Raw genomic sequence first — 17,520 nt, 5'->3', positions numbered from 1 at the left:
TCAGGAAGCCGACCTGATGGTCAGTCCACGCGCCTCGACGCCGGTTCCGCGTTCCGGGTCTCCAACGGTGGGAGAAACCCGCCGATGAGGATCATCACCACAGCGAGGCCCAGGTGGAGCCAGTTGTCGGCGTCGTTGACCGGAAGGAAATTGGCGGCGTCGTCTCGGTTGATCGAAACGCCGTAAATCCACACAGCGAAGTAGACGACTCCGCCGCCGATCAGATAGACCCGGGCGAGCCCGATGCTGCGTGCCATCAGGATTCCGGCCACACCGAAAGCGAGATGTACGACGTTGTGCAGTACCGATACCTCGAAGATTCCTAGCAGTTTCGCATCCGAGTGATGACCCGCCCACGTCATCGTGTCGTAGTCGGTCGTGATTCCGGGAATGAAGCCCAGGATTCCGACGACGAGGAACACGACGCCGAACACCAGAGCCACCACCTCCGTCGCCGAGCGCTTCCGAGCAGATGTCCGCCGAGGGTCGCTGGACATGTCCCACCCCTTCCGTTTCGAGTCGGTCACTTGCCGAATACCCGCGATCGCCGAAGGTCAACCGCGGCCACGCCCGAGACATCCGTGTGTCGCGAGTCCGGCGAATGGGTACTCGACATGCACGAGGAACTCCGCCGCCCGACGGATATCGAGGAGGCAGTCATGACGCAGCGACCGGGCGAACATCTGGGCGAGGAACCACAGTCCGAACGAGGAGCCCCGGGTTCACGCGACACCGGAGCCGACGACCCCAGCGCAGGCGAGCATCGACGCGAGGGCGCCTTCGAGGACGAATCCACGATCTCGTCGGGTGAACCGGGCTGGCAGGCGTCCCCGGATGCCGGGGGGCACGGATCGTCTTCCGACGAGGCCGCCGTGCCCCCGTACGACGATCGCCAGAGGGAGGCGAAGTCCGCCGAGCACATGCGTGCACGCGCCGGAGATCCCGACGGCAGCGGTGAGGCACAGCGAAGCGGCGTGGAACACGAACAGCCGTCCACGTCCGACGAAGGGGTGGGGCCGGCGCATCAGGCGGGTACCCGACGTGGAGAGGATCACCCGCCAGAAACAACTCACCCTGAGAAGTAGCCCTCCGGAGCGAAGGCACGGTCAGGAGCTACAGCTGATGGAGATACTGGTCATCGTCGCACTCGTGGTGATCGTCGCCGCGGTCAACGTGCGCTGGTGATATCGCAGGCGCCAGGGCAACTCGCCGACGTCGGAAGCCGGTACAGCAGAGGGCAAGACCCGGCAGATGAACGACGTGCACCGCGAACGCCGGCACGACGACTCGTGAGCGACTCGGCCATTACCATCGTCCGATTCCCCGGTAGGAGAATCCGCACGCAGCCAGTGCGGCGGCGTCGAGAGTTTCGCGCGTCGATGAGGCGGCCATCACGGCGGTCACCTCCGGCACATCGGCGCCCATCGCGGTGCACAGGTCGGCGAGTTCGTTCGTGCGGGACGCCTTCACCGCCATGAAACCGTTGCACGCGTACTTCGACAGTTCGGCGCTCGCCCAGTCGGTACGGAAGACGGGAACGGGAACCGAGCTGTACAGGGATAGGCAGAGAACCACGACGTCACCATCGGCAAGAACGTCGAGTCCGGTGTCGAATTGATCTGTCCCGTAACGTAATCCCGTACTGCGAAACGCCGTCAACACCGACCTTGCGGATTCCCTGCCGCATGCATGAGATCGCCGAACAGGGGTATTCGTGGTCATGACAGAACCGACCGCACTCGCCCTCGTCTGTACGCTCAAACCCTCCCCCGGACCGTCGAGCAGCGATCTGATCGCCCGTCAGGTCCTGGGGGAACTCGAGAAGAACGGCATCTCGGGCCGAACGATCCGGGTCGTGGACCACCACGTCGCTCCCGGGGTCGAGAAGGACAGTGGGAGGGGGCGACGAGTGGCCGGCCCTGCGGCGCGCGGTCCTCGAATCCGACATCGTGCTGATCTCGACGCCCACGTGGCTGGGGCAGATGTCGAGCGTCGCGAAGCGGGTTCTCGAGCGCCTCGACGCCGAACTCTCGGAAACGGACGACGACGGACGTCCCGTCCTGTTCGACAAGGTCGCAACCGCTGCCGTCGTCGGGAACGAGGACGGCGCGCACGCCATCGTCGCTAGCCTGTTCCAGGCACTGAACGACATCGGCTTCTCCGTGCCCGCCCAGGGGTGCACGTACTGGAACGGTGAGGCGATGACTCCCGGGGACTACAACGATCTGGACGAGGTGCCCGACGCAGTGGCCTCGACGAACTCGACTCTGGCCGCCAACGCGGCACACCTCGCGCGAGCGCTGCGGGAGAAACGGTATCCGGCGACGTGAGCGAGTCGGTCGAACTGCCCCGCAGCAGCGCCGACGAGCCGGGCACCGGCAGGCGTGCGGCACTTGCGCGGCGCCGCCAGGAGTGACCGCCCGGGCTGGTGCCGGTCGCTCGGTCGATAGGGCCGGGCCGGCCCTGGGAGGATCGCTTCCTCGCGGACCGGGACACAGACGGATGGCACGACCTGCGAGCGAACGACGTCGGCGAGCGCTTCCACGAGTTTCTCGGCGACCAGTTCACCCCCCCAAAAAAAAGAAGACCTGCGCACGTCACGCCGAGGCACAGGCCATGCGGGCGGTCGCGACCGAACTCGGCAATACTCCGGCGGTGGCCCGCGCGTCGTACGTCGACCCGTGAAGCTACTCGGTTCGTGCGAGGAACAGGCTGCATCCTGACGCGCTCGTACTCTTCCGACCCCGGGTCACGCCGCGTCGTCACGCGTCACCAGACGCCGGTGGCCATCAGGATCAGTGCGATCGCCACCGCAACGAAGACCACCACGATGAGAGCGACCACGATGATCGTGGCCGTGCCGGTCACCGGGAATCCGTGGCGCGTGTCGGGTTCGTGCTCCCACACCCCCGAGGTTCCGCCCGACGCGGGCGGCGTCGACCCAGCGGGCACACCTCCTCCGCCCGACTCCAGGTCCGGTGTGTTGCGGGGGTCGGGGTCGGGTCCGTCGGCTGCACGTGGATCGGTCATCTCGCCCTCCTGGTCGCTTCTCATGCGAGTACCCGCTGGGGCCGCAAGTCATTCGCCGCGACCCGGTACAGGTACGCGATTTCGCGATCCGTGTTTGCGCGGGTGCCGAAGCGGCTATCCGATCACGTGGAGCGTGTCGATCCGGGCCGGTGGGGTCCGGGCATGTCCCTCCCCTGTACGAAGGAACCGGTCATGAAAGGTGGCATGCGAGTCGCCCTCGGTGTCGCGGTCGGCTATTTCCTCGGCCGAACCCGCAAGATGAAGGTCGCGCTGATGCTCGCCGGCGCGGGAGCGACGGGGCGTCTGCCCAGTAATTCTCGCGAATTGGTTCGCGAGGGAATCAAACGGCTCGGCGACTCGGCGGAGGTCGGGAAACTCACCGAGAGCGTCCGCGGCGAACTCACGGATGCGGCGAAACGCGCGGCGGTTGCCGCCGCGAGCAACCGGATCGAGGCCCTCACCAATCGCATCGAGGGCGTCGAATCAGGCGTGGGCGAGGGCGTCGGCAAGGTGGGCGGGGACGTCGGCGACACCGTCGGCAAGGTCGGCGAGGGACTCCTCGGCGGCGAGGAAGCGCGCGGCGACGAGGAAGAGGAGCACGGAGAGCCGGACGAGAAGGACGAGAAGGACACCGAAGCATCCGAATCCGCGGCGTCGAAGTCCCGGTCCGAGCGACCGCCCGCCCCTCGGCAGCGCAGGAAGCGCACAGAGCCCGAGGACGACACGGGCGGCGACGACCAGGGCGAGGGGCGGGAGGACGCAGAGTCTCGTCGCCGGTCCGCCGCCTCACGGACCTCGCCTTCGCGGCGCAGCACGCCGCGCACGCGTAAGGACTCCGAGCCCAAGTCGCGTACACGTGCACGGTCCACGACGTCCGCCGACGACGCACCCGTGCGACGTACCGGGAGGTGAGAGCTATGACTGCAACCAAAGAGGGGACTGACGAGCAGGGGCCCGCGGTCGGCGCGGAGCAACTCAAGTCGTCCCTGCAGCATCTCGTCGGCGCCGTCGCCCAGAAGGGGGTCAAGTCGCTGACCGATACCGTCTCTTCGACGGTGGGGAACCTCGACCAGTTCAGCGAGAGCGGTGGCAGTGGAGGTCTCGCGTCCGCCGTGACGGGGCTCGCCCAGGGAGAATCCCCCGCAAAAGTGGCGCTCAAGGCGGGCATGTCGTCCGTGACGGGGAAGATCAAGGATAAGGGACGCGACCTCAAGGAAGCCCTCACGGGAGGCGGCAAAGGAAAAGGCAAGGGCAAGAAGGACAAGATCACCAACATCGTCGAACAGATCGACATCGGAGCACCCGTCGACCTGGTGTACGACCAGTGGACGCAGTTCGCCGACTTCCCCCGGTTCATGAAGAAGCTCGAACAGGTGGAACAGATCTCCGACGAGAAGCTGAGATGGAAGGCTCAGGTCTTCTGGTCCCACCGGTCGTGGGAGTCCACCATCCTCGAACAGGTCCAGGACGAACGAATCGTCTGGCGCTCGAAAGGCGACAAGGGGTACCTGGACGGCGCGGTCACCTTCCACGAACTCACCCCCGACCTCACCAGGGTGCTGGTCGTGATCGAGTACCACCCGCAAGGCTTCTTCGAGAAGACCGGAAACATCTGGCGCGCCCAGGGACGCCGAATCCGATTGGAACTCAAACACTTCCGACGCCAGGTCATGATACAGACACTCCTTCATCCGGAGGAGATCGAGGGCTGGCACGGGGAGATCCACGACGGCGAGGTGGTACCGGAAGAGGACCTCGAGGAGGGCCCCGAAGACGACGTAGAGAAACCCGACGAGAGCGAGGACGAGGAGCCGGACGACGGCGAGGAAGCGGAATCCGGGTCCCGGGAGGAGTGATCGGAAGATGACCATGGTTCAAGGAGGCGGTGGCGCGGGCGGCCCGAGTTCCCAGAGCCTCGCGGACGTCGTGGACACGATCCTCGACAAGGGCCTCGTAATCGACGCCTACGTTCGACTATCCCTCGTGGGCATCGAACTCGTCACCATCGATGCACGCGTCGTGGTCGCCAGTGTCGACACGTACCTACGGTTCGCGGAGGCAGTCAATCGTCTGGAGATCTCGGAGACCCAGCCGAAGGGCCTGCCAGACATGGTGCAGGACATGACCACGGGCGTGGCGGAAGGGAAGACGAAGGGTGCCATCGAGGCGGCCGGCGAGAAGGTACTCGACTTTCTCGGCGGTTCCCAGGACGAGCGCGAGCAGCAGCATCGCGGACACTCCGGCGGAGGCAAGGAGCGATGAACGAAGAACAATCCGCGCCGGAAGAACGGCGCCCGGTGGTGTACGTGTACGGCTTGGTGCCCGCGGACGTGGAAGTGAAAGAGGACGCCACCGGCATCGGCTCGCCACCCCGGCCACTGAAGATCGTGACGCACGACGACGTCGCCGCGCTGGTCAGCGAGATCGATCCGAATTCACCGTTGGGCAGCTCCGACGATCTTCGAGCCCACGCGGCTGTACTCGACGCCACGGTCACGGCGGCACCGGTGCTGCCGTTGCGCTTCGGTGCGGTGCTCACCGATACCGATGCAGTGGTTTCCGAGCTTCTCGAACAGTATCGAGACGAGTTCCACGACGCGCTCGAGCAACTCGAGGGAATGGTTCAGTTCGTCGTCAAGGGCAGGTACGTCGAGGACGCGATCCTGCGGGAGATCTTGTCGGATGACCCCGAGGCCGGACGCCTGCGCGAGGCCATACGCGACCAGACGGAGGACGTGACCCGCGACGAGCGCCTCGCGCTCGGTGAGCTGATCAGCCGGGCGCTCACCGGCAAACGTGAGCAGGACACCCAACGCATCGTCGAGGCGGTCGAACCGGTCGCCGCGGCCGTGTCGGCGCGCGAGCCGACCGACGACGAGGAGGCCGGTTCCGTAGCCGTGCTGATCCCCGCGGACCGGACGGACGAGTTGGAAGAAGCGGTGGCTCCGCTGATCGACGAATGGCAGGGAAGGATCGACGTTACGGTGACCGGTCCGTTGGCCGCATACGACTTCGTGAAGACACGGGCACCGGGAACCTGACATGGGCCTCTTCTCAGCCATCTTCGGGCTCCCACTGGCCCCGGTCCGGGGCGTGGTGTGGATCGGGGAAGTCGTACGCCGTCAGGTCGAGGAGGAGACGACGAGCCCCGCCGCGATGCGCCGCGACCTCGAGGTGATCGAGGAGGGCCGGCGTTCGGGGCAGATGTCGGAGGACGAAGCCGCCCGTGCCGAGGACGAGATCCTTCACCGGGTCACGCGCCCCAGGGACGTCGACGCCCGCGGCGGGGGGAGTGAACGATGACCGGGCCGCGAGATCCGGACGACCACACCGACTTGACCGCACCGGAGGCGGCCGCCGAGGCCGCTCGGCAGATCGCCGCACTCACCGGTCGGACCCCGATCGGAGCGGTGTCCGTCGCGCCGAGCGACGAAGGGTGGTCCGTCGAGGTGGAGGTCGTCGAGGATCGCCGTATCCCGTCGTCCTCCGACGTCCTGGCCATCTACGTCGTCGTCCTCGACATGGACGGAATGCTGCTGTCCTACCGGAGGAGCCGGCAGTACACGCGCGGTCGCTCCGAGAAGGGTGCTCAACAGTGACGAGGTCGAGCGGCGGATCGAACTACCCGCAGCAGTACAGCCAGGGTCTCGGCGGCGCGGGCCACGAGCCGGCCAACCTCGGCGACATCCTCGAACGGGTCCTGGACAAGGGCATCGTGATCGCCGGCGATATTCGGGTCAATCTCCTCGACATCGAACTGCTGACCATCAAGCTGCGCCTGGTGATCGCGTCGCTCGAAACTGCGCGCGAGGTCGGAATCGACTGGTGGGAACACGATCCGTGGCTGTCGGGAGGCAATCGCGACCTGGAACTCGAGAACGAGCGTCTGCGCTCGCGCATCGCAGCTCTCGAGTCCGGCGAGGGGCGGATCGCGGATGTGACGACCGGCCCGCAACAGGCGGTGGAACCGGCCGAAGCCCCCGCCGAGGAGGAGCACGACGATGACCCCTGACGACGGCGTGTGGGTATACGCGGTGACCACGGAGGGGCCGTTTCCCGGCGGAATCTCCGGCATCCGCGGCGTGGCCGGCGAGGAACTGCGCACGGTCACCGAGTCGGGCTTCGCGGCTGTCGTCGGCACAGTGCGACTCGACACGTTCGGCGAGGAGGCGCTGCGCCGCAATCTGGAAGACCTCGACTGGCTTGCCGAGACGGCACGTCGTCACGATGCGGTCGTCGCCGCGATCTGCGCCGGTGGCGCCACCGTGCCGCTGCGCCTGGCGACGGTGTACTTCGACGACGACCGGGTGCGAACGATGTTGCGCGACAACGCCCAGCAGCTCGGTGAGGCATTGGAGCAGATCACCGATCGCTCCGAATGGGGCGTGCGGTCCTATCTCGATCGCGCCCGCACCGAACCGCGGGACGCACGTGAGAAGACCGGCAGACCTTCCGGGACGGCGTATCTGATGCAGCGGCGCGCGCAGGCGGCCGCCCGGGAGGAAGCCGAATCCGCCGCCGGCCAGCGCGCGGACGAGATCTTCGCCGAGCTGTCGCGGTGGGCGGTGGCCGGCGCCCGACAGCCACCCTCTCCCCCGGATCTGTCCTCGCGCCGCTCCCAGGAAATCCTCAATGCATCGTTCCTGGTCGACAACGAGCACCACCGCGAGTTCGTCACTGCCGTCGAGCAACTCGACACTCGGTTCGACGACGTGGAACTGGTGCTCACCGGTCCCTGGCCGCCGTACTCCTTCACCTCCGTGGAGGCGAGCGCCCGATGAGCACCGCCCCGGACCGTCGGATAGCGCTGGTCGATCTCCTGGACCGCGTCCTCGGCGGAGGCGTCGTGGTCGCGGGCGAGATCACCCTCTCGATCGCCGACGTCGACATGGTGCACATCTCGCTCCGCACGCTCGTGTCGTCGGTCAGTGCGCTGACGCCGCCGCCCGCCGGGACGCCGGAGAGCCGACGGTGAACGCATCGCCCGATGGTCCGGATTCGAGCGAGGCCGCCACGTCGCGTCCTCGCCAGCCGTCGATCCGCCAGCGGATCGACGCCGACCCCGAGTCGGTCGAGCGCGGGCTCGTCGCTCTGGTCCTCACGCTCGTCGAACTGCTGCGGCAACTCATGGAACGGCAGGCGCTGCGCCGGGTGGACGCCGGCGATCTCTCCGACGACCAGATCGAACGCATCGGCACCACTCTGATGATGCTCGAGGAGAAGATGGAGGAGCTGCGTGAGCATTTCGGCCTCGAACCGGAGGATCTCAACATCGATCTGGGCCCTCTTGGTCCGCTACTGGCAGACGACTGATCTGCCGCAGAGTTTCCCGACGTCACCGTCCTGCGGTTGCCGCGGAAGTGGCGTTCTGCGACGGCGACACGGTGTGGCAGCCCGGGGCTCTCGCCACCCGCCGCGGACGTCCTCGATCGGTACCCAGGACTGGACACGGTCACCGGCCGGCGCCTCGTGGAACCGACACTCGCGGAGGACCCACTGACACCGGAACTGCGCAGTTCTCCGGTTGTCGGCCCCGAGTCGATGCCCGGCCCGCCGATCCTGGGCATCATGCCGGGCCTGACGATGATCCGCCGCCGTGCCATTCCTGGAGGTCGGTCGGTTGCTGGCGCGAGGACGTCACCCTCCACCACCGGCCCCTCGACGGCGCGGATAAGTCCCGTGGGGTGGGAATCGGTGAGATGTCCCGCATTTGCCTATCCATAGAGTTTGAGATCCCGGTCGAACGATGGAGGCCGTACGGTGGTCCGGCCGACGTACTGGGTGATCAGCACGCGCCCTGCCGGGATTCGCGCGCGCGTCGGTGCGGCCTTGCCGCGCATCCGTGTCTGGACACGGTCGAGCCGCATGACGTGTGCAGTGCCGTGGATTCCCTGTGTGACTCCTCCCTGGATTTCTTCCAGTGCCCCGGAGTTTGGAATCGACGCACCGCGGGAATCCTCCGATCGAAGCCGCCTACCGGATCCACCTGTCACGCCCAGTTTCGAAGCGAGGCGTCATGAGCGAAGCGTGTCTCTCCACGAGACGAAGCGAGGACTCCGCGCCTGTCATCGAGTTACGCACCGCGGCCGACGCCTACCAACTGGCCGCGATTCGGCGCGTATCCACGTCGTTGGCAGCGCAATGCGACATGACACTCGACCAACTCGCCGATCTGCGGCTTGCTGTCGACGAGGCCTGCAGCACCCTGCTGCGAATCGCACTTCCCGACAGCGTCATCGTCTGCACGTTTCGCGTGAGTGCCGATTCGTTCGACTTCGCCGGTTGCGTCCCCACCACCGGCGCTGAACTGGAAGGGAAGTACGAGCAGACGTTCGGTTGGCATGTCCTTCGTACGCTCACCAACGAACTGGCTCTCGATCGGCATCCCGGCACTGGAGACGGCCGGTCCCCCACCATCACCATCTCGTTCGCGATGCGGTGCGGGGAGAGCGTGTGACACCCCGAACAACCGATCGGCCGGACGAGTACGACGACGTGAAGCCGATGTTCATGTTGTTGGAATCGCTGGGCGAATCGGACCCAGCACGCGCAGAACTGCGGCAGAGGATCATTACGCGCTGCCTTCCGCTTGCCGAGCACATCGCCCGGCGTTTCGACCGACGGGGTGAGCCCCTCGAGGACCTGGTGCAGGTCGCCAGCATCGGCCTCGTCAACGCCGTGGACCGCTACGACGTCACTCGTGGCTCGGACTTCCTCGCCTTTGCAGTGCCCACGATCATGGGGGAGGTCCGACGTCACTTCCGTGACACCGGCTGGGCCGTGCGGGTGCCCCGGCGACTGAAGGAGCTTCATCTCGACCTGATCAAGGTGTCGTCGACTCTGTCCCAGCGGCTAGGGCGCTCGCCGACGACCCGCGAGATGGCCGAAGAACTCGGGATCGGGATCGACGATGTCGCTCAGGGCCTGCAGGCCGCCAACGGTTATCAAGCCCTTTCTGTCGATGGGACCGCTGGTGGCAGTCTCAGATCAGGATCGACGCTGGCTGATCTGTTGGGCGACACCGATTCGTACCTCGCCGCGGTCGAGGATCACGAAACGCTGCGGGTCATCCTCGAAGGGTTACCGGACCGGGAACGCACGGTGCTGTTGCTCCGGTTCTTCGGCGATCAGACGCAGTCGCAGATCGCGGCCCGCGTGGGTGTCTCCCAGATGCACGTCTCCAGGATCCTCTCCGATACGCTGGCCAGACTACGTGCACAGGTGGAGCTATAGTGCCGTCAGTCAGATAGTGCCGTCAGTCAGCCACCGGACAGTCTGCTGGCCAGCAACTCCTTGCTCTGCTCGGCACCTTTCCTGCTCTCACTCTGGGCGCGGCGGAAGAACTCCGCCAGTTCTCCGTCACCGTCGCGTTCGGCATCGGCGATGTAGTTCTCGAGCCGGAGGGCGTTGTTCATGCAGGTCTCGGCGAACCAGATCAGATCGTAGGTCTTGTCGACGGTCCCGGTGACGCCTCCGGTCTCCGATGAATGCGACATCTGCTCGTCTCCTCGTTCGATGTTCCTCATGGCACGGCGTACCCACTTCACGACGCCGGAAACCTGATGCCGGCAGTCCCGACGCGATGCGCCAGGCTGTACACGAGGACGAGTCGGTGTTAGAAACAAGAGAGGTTGAGCACCCAGCCTGTCCAGCAACGGTGACGGACATTTCTGGCCGTCATGGAACGGACGTCTCGACCGAGTTCCACACGAGGCGCCATCCAACACGTTTGCACCGGATGGAGGCAACGACGTGTCTGATCTTCCAACTTCGGCAATGGTCATCCTTCGCGCATCGGCAAGGAGATACGAGACCGCTTCGGATAGCGTCACGGCATCGGATCCGACGGCCCTGCTGGTCGAACTCTTGGTCGACTTGGACCTCAGCACGGTAGACCGCTTCCGGCGGTCGTTCAAATCTTTGCTTCACGAAGCGTCAGGAGCCAGACCGGCGATCGGCGATCTGATCGTGCTCGACCTCTCCCGGGTCGACTTCATCGGAGTCGACGGCGCTTCGGCTCTGGTCGACGCGAAGGAGTTGGCCGCCGGATACGGTCTCGAGCTCGCGCTCGTCACTGCGACGCGGGGCGTCGAGCATGCTCTCGCTGCAACCGGGGTGAGCCAGATCTTCACGTGTCACGGGACCGTCGCGTCGGCCCTGGCGTTCGGGTCGAGCCATCTCGGCGCGCTGACCGACTTGGCGTACTGATCGCGCGGGTGGATGGAGCCATCCAGATGCAAGACGACACCGTTCGCCCCACTGCGTGAGCGTTTCGAGGACCACCGAGATTCTCCAGGATCTGTCCCACGTCTTGGACATACGACGACCGGGCCACGGCTCGGCGGCACGTTGCAGACAGGGCCGTCCGAATCGTCCCCGGAGCGGACATCCCGGATCGTGCCCAGAGCAGCGGACACCGCCTGCCGGTATGACGCTGATGGCACTGGCGCTTTCCGGCCGGACCCACCAAGAGGCGAGCGTCGAACTCAAAGTCGTCAGTCGGCAGCTTCTGGACAAGACCGTGCCCGTCAGGGTGGTTGAGCGCGACGGCCACAAGTACAACCAATACTGTTACACGACAAGCGCTTCCAGATACCCCGGCAGAAGCGGTGGTACGACGGGAACACTCCGGGACCACCCCGAGAAGCCGCGGAGTGACTGGGGCTCGTCGTCGAGTCGTGCACCTGCGCCCGACCGGGGACGCCGTCGGTGTCGCAGACCAGGGAGATCAGCGCGGACGACGGGACCTTCCGTATTGGCTGCTTGTTAGCCCGCCAAGGAGGCTCCGTCGAATCTCGAGAGTCGGCGTCGGCGTCGGCGTCGGCGTCGGCGTCGGCGTCGGCGAGAACATCATGGGACCTTGTTCACAGGGACGCCCACTACCGTCCCAGCAAGGAGGTATAACCGAGCAATGGCGATCCCTCATAACGACGGCGGCGCGCTGGCAGATGAAGTCTCCGACCTCGCACAGAAGGCCGGGCGAACGGTCGGCACTGCCGAATCTCTGACCGGGGGACACATTTCGTGCCTCCTCGCCGCCGCTCCAAGCTCGTCCGCCTGGTTCCGCGGCACCATCGTCGCCTACTCGAGTGCCGTCAAGCACGATCTGCTCGAGGTGCCGACTGGACCGGTCGTCTCGGAACGCGCGGCACGCAGCATGGCGGTGGCTACCGCAAAGCTCCTGAACGCCGACACCGCGGTCGCAGTGACGGGCGCCGCCGGCCCCGACGGGCAGGACGGCCAGGAGCCCGGGACTGTGTGGTTCGGGCTCTTCGACCGCGGATCCGTCAGCGCACTGCAGAAATCCTTCACGGGCAATCCGACCGACGTCGTCGAGTTGACCGCTCACCACGCACTCGAATTGCTCGTGAACTGCCTTCGTGCCGGATGAGGATTATTGGAGCGCCCGCCTCCATCAGTGCCGACCCCCGCGGGTCGCCGTCGGTGAGGAGCGGGAGGATGTCCTCGCCCCAGCGATTCACGCTGGATTGACCCATCCTGAACTGGATCGGCTCGACACGGTGCCGCCACGTCGCGCCTGCTGCACCAGCTTCGCACCCGGTGCCCCGTGGGCCTCCAGGTCGCGCTGGGCCTCACCCTGGTCGCTGCCGGCTACGGCTTCGCAGGCTGGGCATGGATCGCCGGGATCATTTGTGGTGGCGCTCTGCTGGTGGGGACGGCGCTCGTGCTCGCTGAGCATCGACGCGTCAAGCGACTGGACAACGCCTCACTCACCGATCAACTGGGCCACTGATCGATGTTTGCCCGCGGACCCGACCGGGTAAATGCTGGGCGAATCGTATCCGTTGAAAGGAGATCGTCATGTCGGACAAGGAAAAGTCGGGTCCTGCAGAGGCAGTCAAAGGCACTGTCGAGGGCGTGAAAGGCAAGGCCAAGGAAGCCGCCGGCGCCGTGACGGGTCAGGACGACCTTGTGCGGGAAGGAAAAGCGCAGCAGGACAAGGCCGCCGCCCAACGGGAAGCGGCCGAAAAGGAAGCTGAGGCGGAGAAGGCGCGCGGAAAGGCTGCGGCTCAGGAGGCACACCAGCGCACCGAACAGGATAAGTAGCGCGATGACGTCGGACGTGACATCGCGCGGAACGGGTGAGCCGATTCGTCCGCGCAAGCCGACTCCCCGCAGGTTCTGGCGTCTGTCCGGCGTCTATCCGTCACAGTCCGATACCCACCTTCTCGCACGCACGTTGCTCGCAGAAGCGATCGAACCCGGTACCCGCGTTCTCGATATCGGCGCGGGCTCCGGGTATCTCTCGGTTGCGACGACGTGCGGGCCCGCTACCCCGACATTCCGCGCCGGGTGTCGGGGTACAACCTCGATTCACTGTTGCCGGAGAACAGATTCCACGTGGCGAAGGCACTCGTGGGCAGCGAGAGCACGCTGGTGACAGTGCTCGGCTTCGACGACATCACGGTGGCAGCGGATGCGGTCCCCGCCGTCCTCCGCCACCAGCCGTCCGCGCTCGAGGGCATCGACACCATCTCGTCCAACTCGAGCACAGCCGGCACCTGGCCGAGAAGGCGTTGCGCGAGTTACCGGACGGGAACTCGTGGCTGCTGATCCAGGTGGACGGCGACACCCAGGACGAGGCGGACGGGAAGGCGCGCGACCTCGTCGAGGACGCCGCGCGGAACCTGACCGACCGCACCAGGATCCTCGACGACCCCGCCCACAAGAAGCAGGTGTGGGAGGCGCGGGAGGCCGGGTTGGGCGCCACCGCGTACCCGCCGCACGAACCCGAGACCCACGAGGGCTGGGAGGACGCCGCGGTCCCGCCCGACCGACTCGGCGACTACCTCCGCGACTTCCGCGACCTCCTGGATCGGTACGACTACGGAACCGCTTCGCTGTATGGGCATTTCGGCCAGGGGTGCGTGCACACCCGGATCCCGTTCGACCTCCGCACCGCCGACGGGGTGGACCGCTACCGCCGGTTCGCCGAGGACAGCGCCCGCCCGGTGGTCCGCTACGGCGGCTCGCTCTCCGGCGAACACGGTGACGGCCAGTCCCGCGGCGAACTCCTGCCGATCATGTTCGGCGAGCGACTCGTTCGCGGCTTCGGCGAGATGAAGTCCCTGTTCGATCCGGGCAATCGGATGAACCCGGGCAAGGTCGTTCATCCCGATGCGCTCGACGCACACCTGCGGCAGGGCTCGGCCTACCTACCGTGGGAACCGGCGACGCGGTTCACCTACGGTGAGGACGACCACGGCTTCAGCCGGGCCGCGGCGCGGTGCGTCGGTGTCGGTAAGTGCCGGGGCCACGAATCCGGCGTGATGTGCCCCAGCTACCGGGCCACCGGCGAGGAGGAGCACTCCACCCGCGGCCGGGCACGGCTTCTGTTCGAGATGGTCGAGGGGGACGTCATCACCGACGGCTGGCGCTCGGCCGCGGTCCGCGACGCCCTGGATCTGTGCCTGGCCTGCAAGGGATGCAAACGGGACTGCCCCGTCAGCGTCGACATGGCCACCTACAAGGCCGAGTTCCTCTACCACCACTACCGGAACCGGCCGCGTCCGCTGTCCCACTACTCGATGGGATGGCTGCCGCTGTGGTCCCGTGCGGCCGCCGCGGCGCCGCGCGCGGTGAATGCGCTCGCCCACGCGCCGGGCCTCTCCCGGGTCGCCGCCCGCGCCGCCGGTGTCGACCCCCGGCGCCCCCTCCCCTCGTTCGCGCCGTCCCGCTTCACCGAGGCATATCGTCCCGAACCCACCGGTGGCTGCCGCGGGCGAGTCGTGCTGTGGCCCGACACCTTCGACAACAACTTCGACCCGCACATCGCGCATGCCGCCGCCGCGGTGCTGCACGCCGCGGGATTCGATGTCGAGGTCCCCGACCGGACGGTGTGCTGCGGCTTGACCTGGATATCGACCGGTCAGCTCGGCGTCGCCGTTCGGGTCCTGCACCGCACCCTCGACGTGCTCGGCCCGCATTTACGGGTCGGTACCCCGGTCGTCGTGCTCGAACCGAGCTGCGCGGCCGTGTTCCGCTCGGACCTCACCGACCTGCTGCCGGGCGACGAGGACGCCCGCCGGCTCGCGCAGCAGACGCACACGCTCGGCGAAGTGCTGGCCCGGCATGCGCCCGACTGGCGGCCACCGCAGCTGCCCCGCGCAGCGCTCGTCCAACAGCACTGCCACCAGCACGCCGTGCTCGGCTACACCCATGACCGCGACGCGCTGGTCACCGCCGGCGTGGACGTCGAGGTCCTCGACGCGGGCTGCTGCGGGCTGGCCGGCAACTTCGGGTTCGAGGCCGGGCACTACGACGTCTCCGTCGCGTGCGCGGAGGACAAACTGATGCCCGCGGTCCGGCAGGCCGACCCGGGCACGCTGGTCGTCGCCGACGGTTTCAGCTGTCGCACCAGATCCGGGATCTCGAACCCGGAGCGCGCCCCCTGCACAGTGCGGAAGTGCTCGCGGCCGCGCTGCGCGGCGGTAACGGGCTACCGTTACGCCGCAGACGGATCGATGCGCCGGCCGGAACGTCCCGACGGTGAGAGCCCCGTCGGGCGGTCAGGCCTCGGCAGCGAGAAGCACGTCGGTGTCGAAGCAGGTGTGCGTGCCGGTGTGGCACGCCGCGCCCTCCTGATCGACGATCAGCAGGACGCTGTCGCCGTCGCAGTCCAGGCGCACCTCGTGCACGTACTGCGTGTGGCCGGACGTCTCGCCCTTGACCCAGTACTGCTGGCGCGACCGCGAGTAGTAGGTGCCCTTGCGGGTCTCCAGGGTGCGCGCGAGGGCCTCGTCGTCCATCCACGCGACCATCAGGACGTCGCCGGTCGACTTCTCCTGGGCGACAGCACTGAACAGGCCGGCCTCGTTGCGCTTGAGGCGGGCGGCGATCGACGGATCGAGACTCATCGGACGGTGATCCCTTCTGCACGCATGGACGCCTTGACGTCCCCGATCGTCATGTCTCCAAAGTGGAACACGCTGGCCGCGAGGACCGCGTCGGCGCCGGCCTCGACGGCGGGCGCGAAGTGTTCGACGGCGCCCGCGCCACCGCTGGCGATCACCGGCACGTGTACCGCCGCGCGGACGGCGCGGATCATCTTCAGGTCGAAGCCGGCCTTGGTGCCGTCGGCGTCCATCGAGTTGAGCAGGATCTCCCCGACGCCCAGCTCGGCGCCGCGGATCGCCCACTCGACGGCGTCGATGCCGGTGCCGCGCTTGCCGCCGTGCGTGGTGACCTCCCAGCCCGACGGCGTCGGCTCCTGCCCCACCGGGACCGTACGGGCGTCGACCGACAGCACGATGCACTGCGAGCCGAACCGCTCCGACATCTCCCGCAGCACCTCCGGGCGGGCGATCGCGGCGGTGTTGACGCTGACCTTGTCGGCGCCGGCGCGCAGCAGGCGGTCGACGTCCTCGACGGTGCGCACGCCGCCACCGACGGTGAGCGGGATGAACACCTGCTCGGCAGTGCGAGTGACGACGTCGAGCATGGTGCCCCGGTCGCCGCTGGACGCGGTGACGTCGAGGAACGTCAACTCGTCGGCGCCCTGCGCGTCGTAGGTCGCAGCGAGCTCGACGGGATCGCCTGCGTCACGCAGGTTCTCGAAGTTCACGCCCTTCACGACACGGCCCGCGTCGACATCGAGGCAGGGAATCACTCGAACAGCCAAAGTCATTGTTGTGGCCCTCCTTCAGGCCGATTCTCCGGGTCGCCCAGAGAGTGGAGAATATCGAGCAGTTCGCCGTGCACACCGGGCGCGGCGGCAAGCACCGATCGCGATCCGACGTGCCAGTCGTCGCCGCGCAGATCCGTCACGACGCCACCGGCCGCCCGCACCAGCGCGACGCCGGCCGCATTGTCCCACACGTGGTGACCGAACACGACCGCGCCGCCGAGAATTCCGGCAGCGGTGTAGGCGAGGTCGGCGCCCGTCGATCCGTGCATCCGGAGCCGCGACGACGCGCGGCTGAGCTGACCGAGCAGTTCGAACCGATACGTCCCCGGGATCCGGCCGCGGCTGTCGATGTTGAACGCACCGAATCCGATCATCGCGTCGGACAGGGCACTGCGTTCGAGCGGCGGCAGCGCGAGCCCGTTGCGGGTGACCGGGCCGCCCACGGCGGCAGCGAACCGTTCCCCGGTCAGCGGCAGCCACGTCAGCCCCAGAACGGGTACGCCGTCGCGCAGCAGCGCGAGCAGCATGCCCGCCGTCGGGAGGCCGGCCGAGTAGTTGAACGTGCCGTCGATCGGATCGAGAATCCAGACGTCGCCGTCGGTGAGTTCCGGCCCGCCGAACTCCTCACCGTGGACCTCGATGCCGGTGCGGCGCTCGAGCTCCGCGGACACCGACTTCTCCAGCTCGAGATCGACTGCGGTCGCAAAGTCCTTGGGGCCCTTACGCACCGCGCTCGGGGCACCCAGACCCGCGACGAACCGGTCCCGGGCCCCGTCGAGGACATCGCTCGCGATGGCGAGCAGCTCGAGCGGATCCCGGGACAAGCTCATAGCGTCAAAAGC

Annotated in this window: 26 protein-coding genes and 3 pseudogenes; 20 read left to right on the top strand and 9 right to left on the bottom strand. The window is 67.1% G+C overall.

Features of this window, described 5'->3' with window-relative positions; translation table 11 throughout:
• Window positions 1-20 precede the first annotated feature (20 nt).
• The 3 genes from DEU38_RS18185 to DEU38_RS29840 all read right to left on the bottom strand — a co-directional run bounded on the left by DEU38_RS18185 (window position 21) and on the right by DEU38_RS29840 (window position 1,575).
• The gene (locus tag DEU38_RS18185) at window positions 21-497 is read right to left on the bottom strand and encodes a DUF4383 domain-containing protein (protein ID WP_114722807.1); all 477 of its coding nucleotides are present in this window, start codon (window positions 495-497) and stop codon (window positions 21-23) included.
• Between the two features lie 225 nt (window positions 498-722).
• A complete protein-coding gene (locus DEU38_RS28545; RefSeq protein WP_181818834.1) occupies window positions 723-1,073 on the bottom strand; it encodes a hypothetical protein in 351 nt (116 codons plus the stop codon).
• Between the two features lie 232 nt (window positions 1,074-1,305).
• The gene (locus DEU38_RS29840; RefSeq protein WP_397484732.1) at window positions 1,306-1,575 is read right to left on the bottom strand and encodes a hypothetical protein; all 270 of its coding nucleotides are present in this window, start codon (window positions 1,573-1,575) and stop codon (window positions 1,306-1,308) included.
• Window positions 1,576-1,720: 145 nt separating this feature from the next.
• On the opposite strand from DEU38_RS29840, the pseudogene DEU38_RS18170 reads away from it, so the two are divergent.
• A pseudogene (locus DEU38_RS18170) lies at window positions 1,721-2,330 on the top strand (flavodoxin family protein).
• 439 nt (window positions 2,331-2,769) lie between these two features.
• Here DEU38_RS18170 and DEU38_RS18160 read toward each other — a convergent pair.
• On the bottom strand, window positions 2,770-3,030 hold the full coding sequence (locus DEU38_RS18160) for a DUF6480 family protein (RefSeq protein WP_147283540.1): 261 nt from the start codon (window positions 3,028-3,030) through the stop codon (window positions 2,770-2,772).
• A 192-nt stretch (window positions 3,031-3,222) separates the two neighbouring features.
• Here DEU38_RS18160 and DEU38_RS18155 point away from each other — a divergent pair, with 192 nt between their 5' ends.
• The 12 genes from DEU38_RS18155 (at window position 3,223) to DEU38_RS18095 (ending at window position 10,263) form a co-directional block, all read left to right on the top strand.
• A complete protein-coding gene (locus tag DEU38_RS18155; protein ID WP_258557988.1) occupies window positions 3,223-3,942 on the top strand; it encodes a hypothetical protein in 720 nt (239 codons plus the stop codon).
• A 143-nt stretch (window positions 3,943-4,085) separates the two neighbouring features.
• Window positions 4,086-4,886 carry an SRPBCC family protein gene (locus DEU38_RS18150; RefSeq protein ID WP_309473101.1) on the top strand — a complete coding sequence of 267 codons (801 nt, stop codon included), beginning with the start codon at window positions 4,086-4,088 and terminating at the stop codon, window positions 4,884-4,886.
• Between the two features lie 7 nt (window positions 4,887-4,893).
• Complete coding sequence (gene gvpJ, locus DEU38_RS18145) at window positions 4,894-5,292, top strand: gas vesicle protein GvpJ (RefSeq protein WP_114722803.1); 399 nt, start codon at window positions 4,894-4,896, stop codon at window positions 5,290-5,292.
• Entirely contained in the window at window positions 5,289-6,071 is a 783-nt protein-coding gene (locus tag DEU38_RS18140; RefSeq protein WP_114722802.1) for a GvpL/GvpF family gas vesicle protein, read from the top strand. The genes gvpJ (DEU38_RS18145) and DEU38_RS18140 overlap by 4 nt, the downstream gene beginning before the upstream one ends.
• A gap of 1 nt (window position 6,072) precedes the next feature.
• Complete coding sequence (locus DEU38_RS18135; protein ID WP_114722801.1) at window positions 6,073-6,333, top strand: gas vesicle protein GvpG; 261 nt, start codon at window positions 6,073-6,075, stop codon at window positions 6,331-6,333.
• Entirely contained in the window at window positions 6,330-6,629 is a 300-nt protein-coding gene (gene gvpO, locus DEU38_RS18130; protein WP_114722800.1) for a gas vesicle protein GvpO, read from the top strand. Before DEU38_RS18135 ends, gvpO begins: the two co-directional genes overlap by 4 nt.
• Window positions 6,626-7,042 (top strand): gas vesicle protein, encoded by a 417-nt coding sequence (locus DEU38_RS18125; RefSeq protein WP_114722799.1) that lies wholly within the window; start codon window positions 6,626-6,628, stop codon window positions 7,040-7,042. Before gvpO ends, DEU38_RS18125 begins: the two co-directional genes overlap by 4 nt.
• Complete coding sequence (locus tag DEU38_RS18120) at window positions 7,032-7,811, top strand: GvpL/GvpF family gas vesicle protein (protein ID WP_114722798.1); 780 nt, start codon at window positions 7,032-7,034, stop codon at window positions 7,809-7,811. The genes DEU38_RS18125 and DEU38_RS18120 overlap by 11 nt, the downstream gene beginning before the upstream one ends.
• Window positions 7,808-8,005, top strand: a complete 198-nt coding sequence (gvpJ, locus tag DEU38_RS18115; protein ID WP_114722797.1) for a gas vesicle protein GvpJ — start codon at window positions 7,808-7,810, stop codon at window positions 8,003-8,005. The genes DEU38_RS18120 and gvpJ (DEU38_RS18115) overlap by 4 nt, the downstream gene beginning before the upstream one ends.
• A 62-nt stretch (window positions 8,006-8,067) precedes the next feature.
• Window positions 8,068-8,343 (top strand): gas vesicle protein K, encoded by a 276-nt coding sequence (locus DEU38_RS18110; protein ID WP_254623001.1) that lies wholly within the window; start codon window positions 8,068-8,070, stop codon window positions 8,341-8,343.
• A gap of 703 nt (window positions 8,344-9,046) precedes the next feature.
• Window positions 9,047-9,487, top strand: coding sequence for an ATP-binding protein (locus DEU38_RS18100; protein WP_114722795.1), 441 nt, complete (start codon window positions 9,047-9,049; stop codon window positions 9,485-9,487).
• Window positions 9,488-9,534: 47 nt separating this feature from the next.
• Window positions 9,535-10,263, top strand: coding sequence for a SigB/SigF/SigG family RNA polymerase sigma factor (locus DEU38_RS18095; RefSeq protein ID WP_181818840.1), 729 nt, complete (start codon window positions 9,535-9,537; stop codon window positions 10,261-10,263).
• A gap of 26 nt (window positions 10,264-10,289) precedes the next feature.
• Here DEU38_RS18095 and DEU38_RS18090 read toward each other — a convergent pair whose 3' ends face one another.
• On the bottom strand, window positions 10,290-10,556 hold the full coding sequence (locus DEU38_RS18090) for a hypothetical protein (protein ID WP_397484731.1): 267 nt from the start codon (window positions 10,554-10,556) through the stop codon (window positions 10,290-10,292).
• Window positions 10,557-10,806: 250 nt separating this feature from the next.
• On the opposite strand from DEU38_RS18090, the gene DEU38_RS18085 reads away from it, so the two are divergent.
• The 7 genes and pseudogenes from DEU38_RS18085 to DEU38_RS29690 all read left to right on the top strand — a co-directional run.
• On the top strand, window positions 10,807-11,238 hold the full coding sequence (locus DEU38_RS18085; protein ID WP_114722792.1) for an STAS domain-containing protein: 432 nt from the start codon (window positions 10,807-10,809) through the stop codon (window positions 11,236-11,238).
• A gap of 703 nt (window positions 11,239-11,941) precedes the next feature.
• The gene (locus tag DEU38_RS18080; RefSeq protein WP_114722791.1) at window positions 11,942-12,421 is read left to right on the top strand and encodes a CinA family protein; all 480 of its coding nucleotides are present in this window, start codon (window positions 11,942-11,944) and stop codon (window positions 12,419-12,421) included.
• 177 nt (window positions 12,422-12,598) lie between these two features.
• Window positions 12,599-12,784, top strand: coding sequence for a hypothetical protein (locus tag DEU38_RS18070; protein WP_397484734.1), 186 nt, complete (start codon window positions 12,599-12,601; stop codon window positions 12,782-12,784).
• A 68-nt stretch (window positions 12,785-12,852) separates the two neighbouring features.
• On the top strand, window positions 12,853-13,098 hold the full coding sequence (locus DEU38_RS18065) for a CsbD family protein (RefSeq protein ID WP_114722790.1): 246 nt from the start codon (window positions 12,853-12,855) through the stop codon (window positions 13,096-13,098).
• A gap of 4 nt (window positions 13,099-13,102) precedes the next feature.
• A pseudogene (locus DEU38_RS29285) lies at window positions 13,103-13,258 on the top strand (methyltransferase); the annotation flags it as partial.
• Window positions 13,259-13,311: 53 nt separating this feature from the next.
• Window positions 13,312-13,605, top strand: coding sequence for a hypothetical protein (locus tag DEU38_RS29695; RefSeq protein WP_309473102.1), 294 nt, complete (start codon window positions 13,312-13,314; stop codon window positions 13,603-13,605).
• Between the two features lie 5 nt (window positions 13,606-13,610).
• Window positions 13,611-14,447: pseudogene (locus tag DEU38_RS29690) on the top strand (FAD-linked oxidase C-terminal domain-containing protein); the annotation flags it as partial.
• Window positions 14,448-14,978: 531 nt separating this feature from the next.
• Here the strand turns inward: DEU38_RS29690 and DEU38_RS29685 are convergent.
• From DEU38_RS29685 to DEU38_RS18045, 4 genes are all read right to left on the bottom strand, one after another.
• Window positions 14,979-15,308, bottom strand: coding sequence for a hypothetical protein (locus DEU38_RS29685; protein WP_309473100.1), 330 nt, complete (start codon window positions 15,306-15,308; stop codon window positions 14,979-14,981).
• A gap of 252 nt (window positions 15,309-15,560) precedes the next feature.
• Window positions 15,561-15,908: a phosphoribosyl-AMP cyclohydrolase gene (hisI, locus tag DEU38_RS18055; protein WP_114722789.1), complete on the bottom strand. Its 348-nt coding sequence runs from the start codon at window positions 15,906-15,908 to the stop codon at window positions 15,561-15,563.
• Window positions 15,905-16,678 (bottom strand): imidazole glycerol phosphate synthase subunit HisF, encoded by a 774-nt coding sequence (gene hisF / locus DEU38_RS18050; RefSeq protein WP_114722788.1) that lies wholly within the window; start codon window positions 16,676-16,678, stop codon window positions 15,905-15,907. The genes hisI and hisF overlap by 4 nt, the downstream gene beginning before the upstream one ends.
• Complete coding sequence (locus DEU38_RS18045; protein WP_114722787.1) at window positions 16,675-17,508, bottom strand: inositol monophosphatase family protein; 834 nt, start codon at window positions 17,506-17,508, stop codon at window positions 16,675-16,677. Before DEU38_RS18045 ends, hisF begins: the two co-directional genes overlap by 4 nt.
• Between the last annotated feature and the right edge of the window lie 12 nt (window positions 17,509-17,520).

It is taken from the genome of Rhodococcus sp. AG1013 (assembly GCF_003350365.1).
GTDB lineage: Bacteria > Actinomycetota > Actinomycetes > Mycobacteriales > Mycobacteriaceae > Prescottella.
The sequence above is the reverse complement of the archived record's forward strand: the minus strand, read 5'-3'. Positions and strand labels throughout refer to the sequence as shown.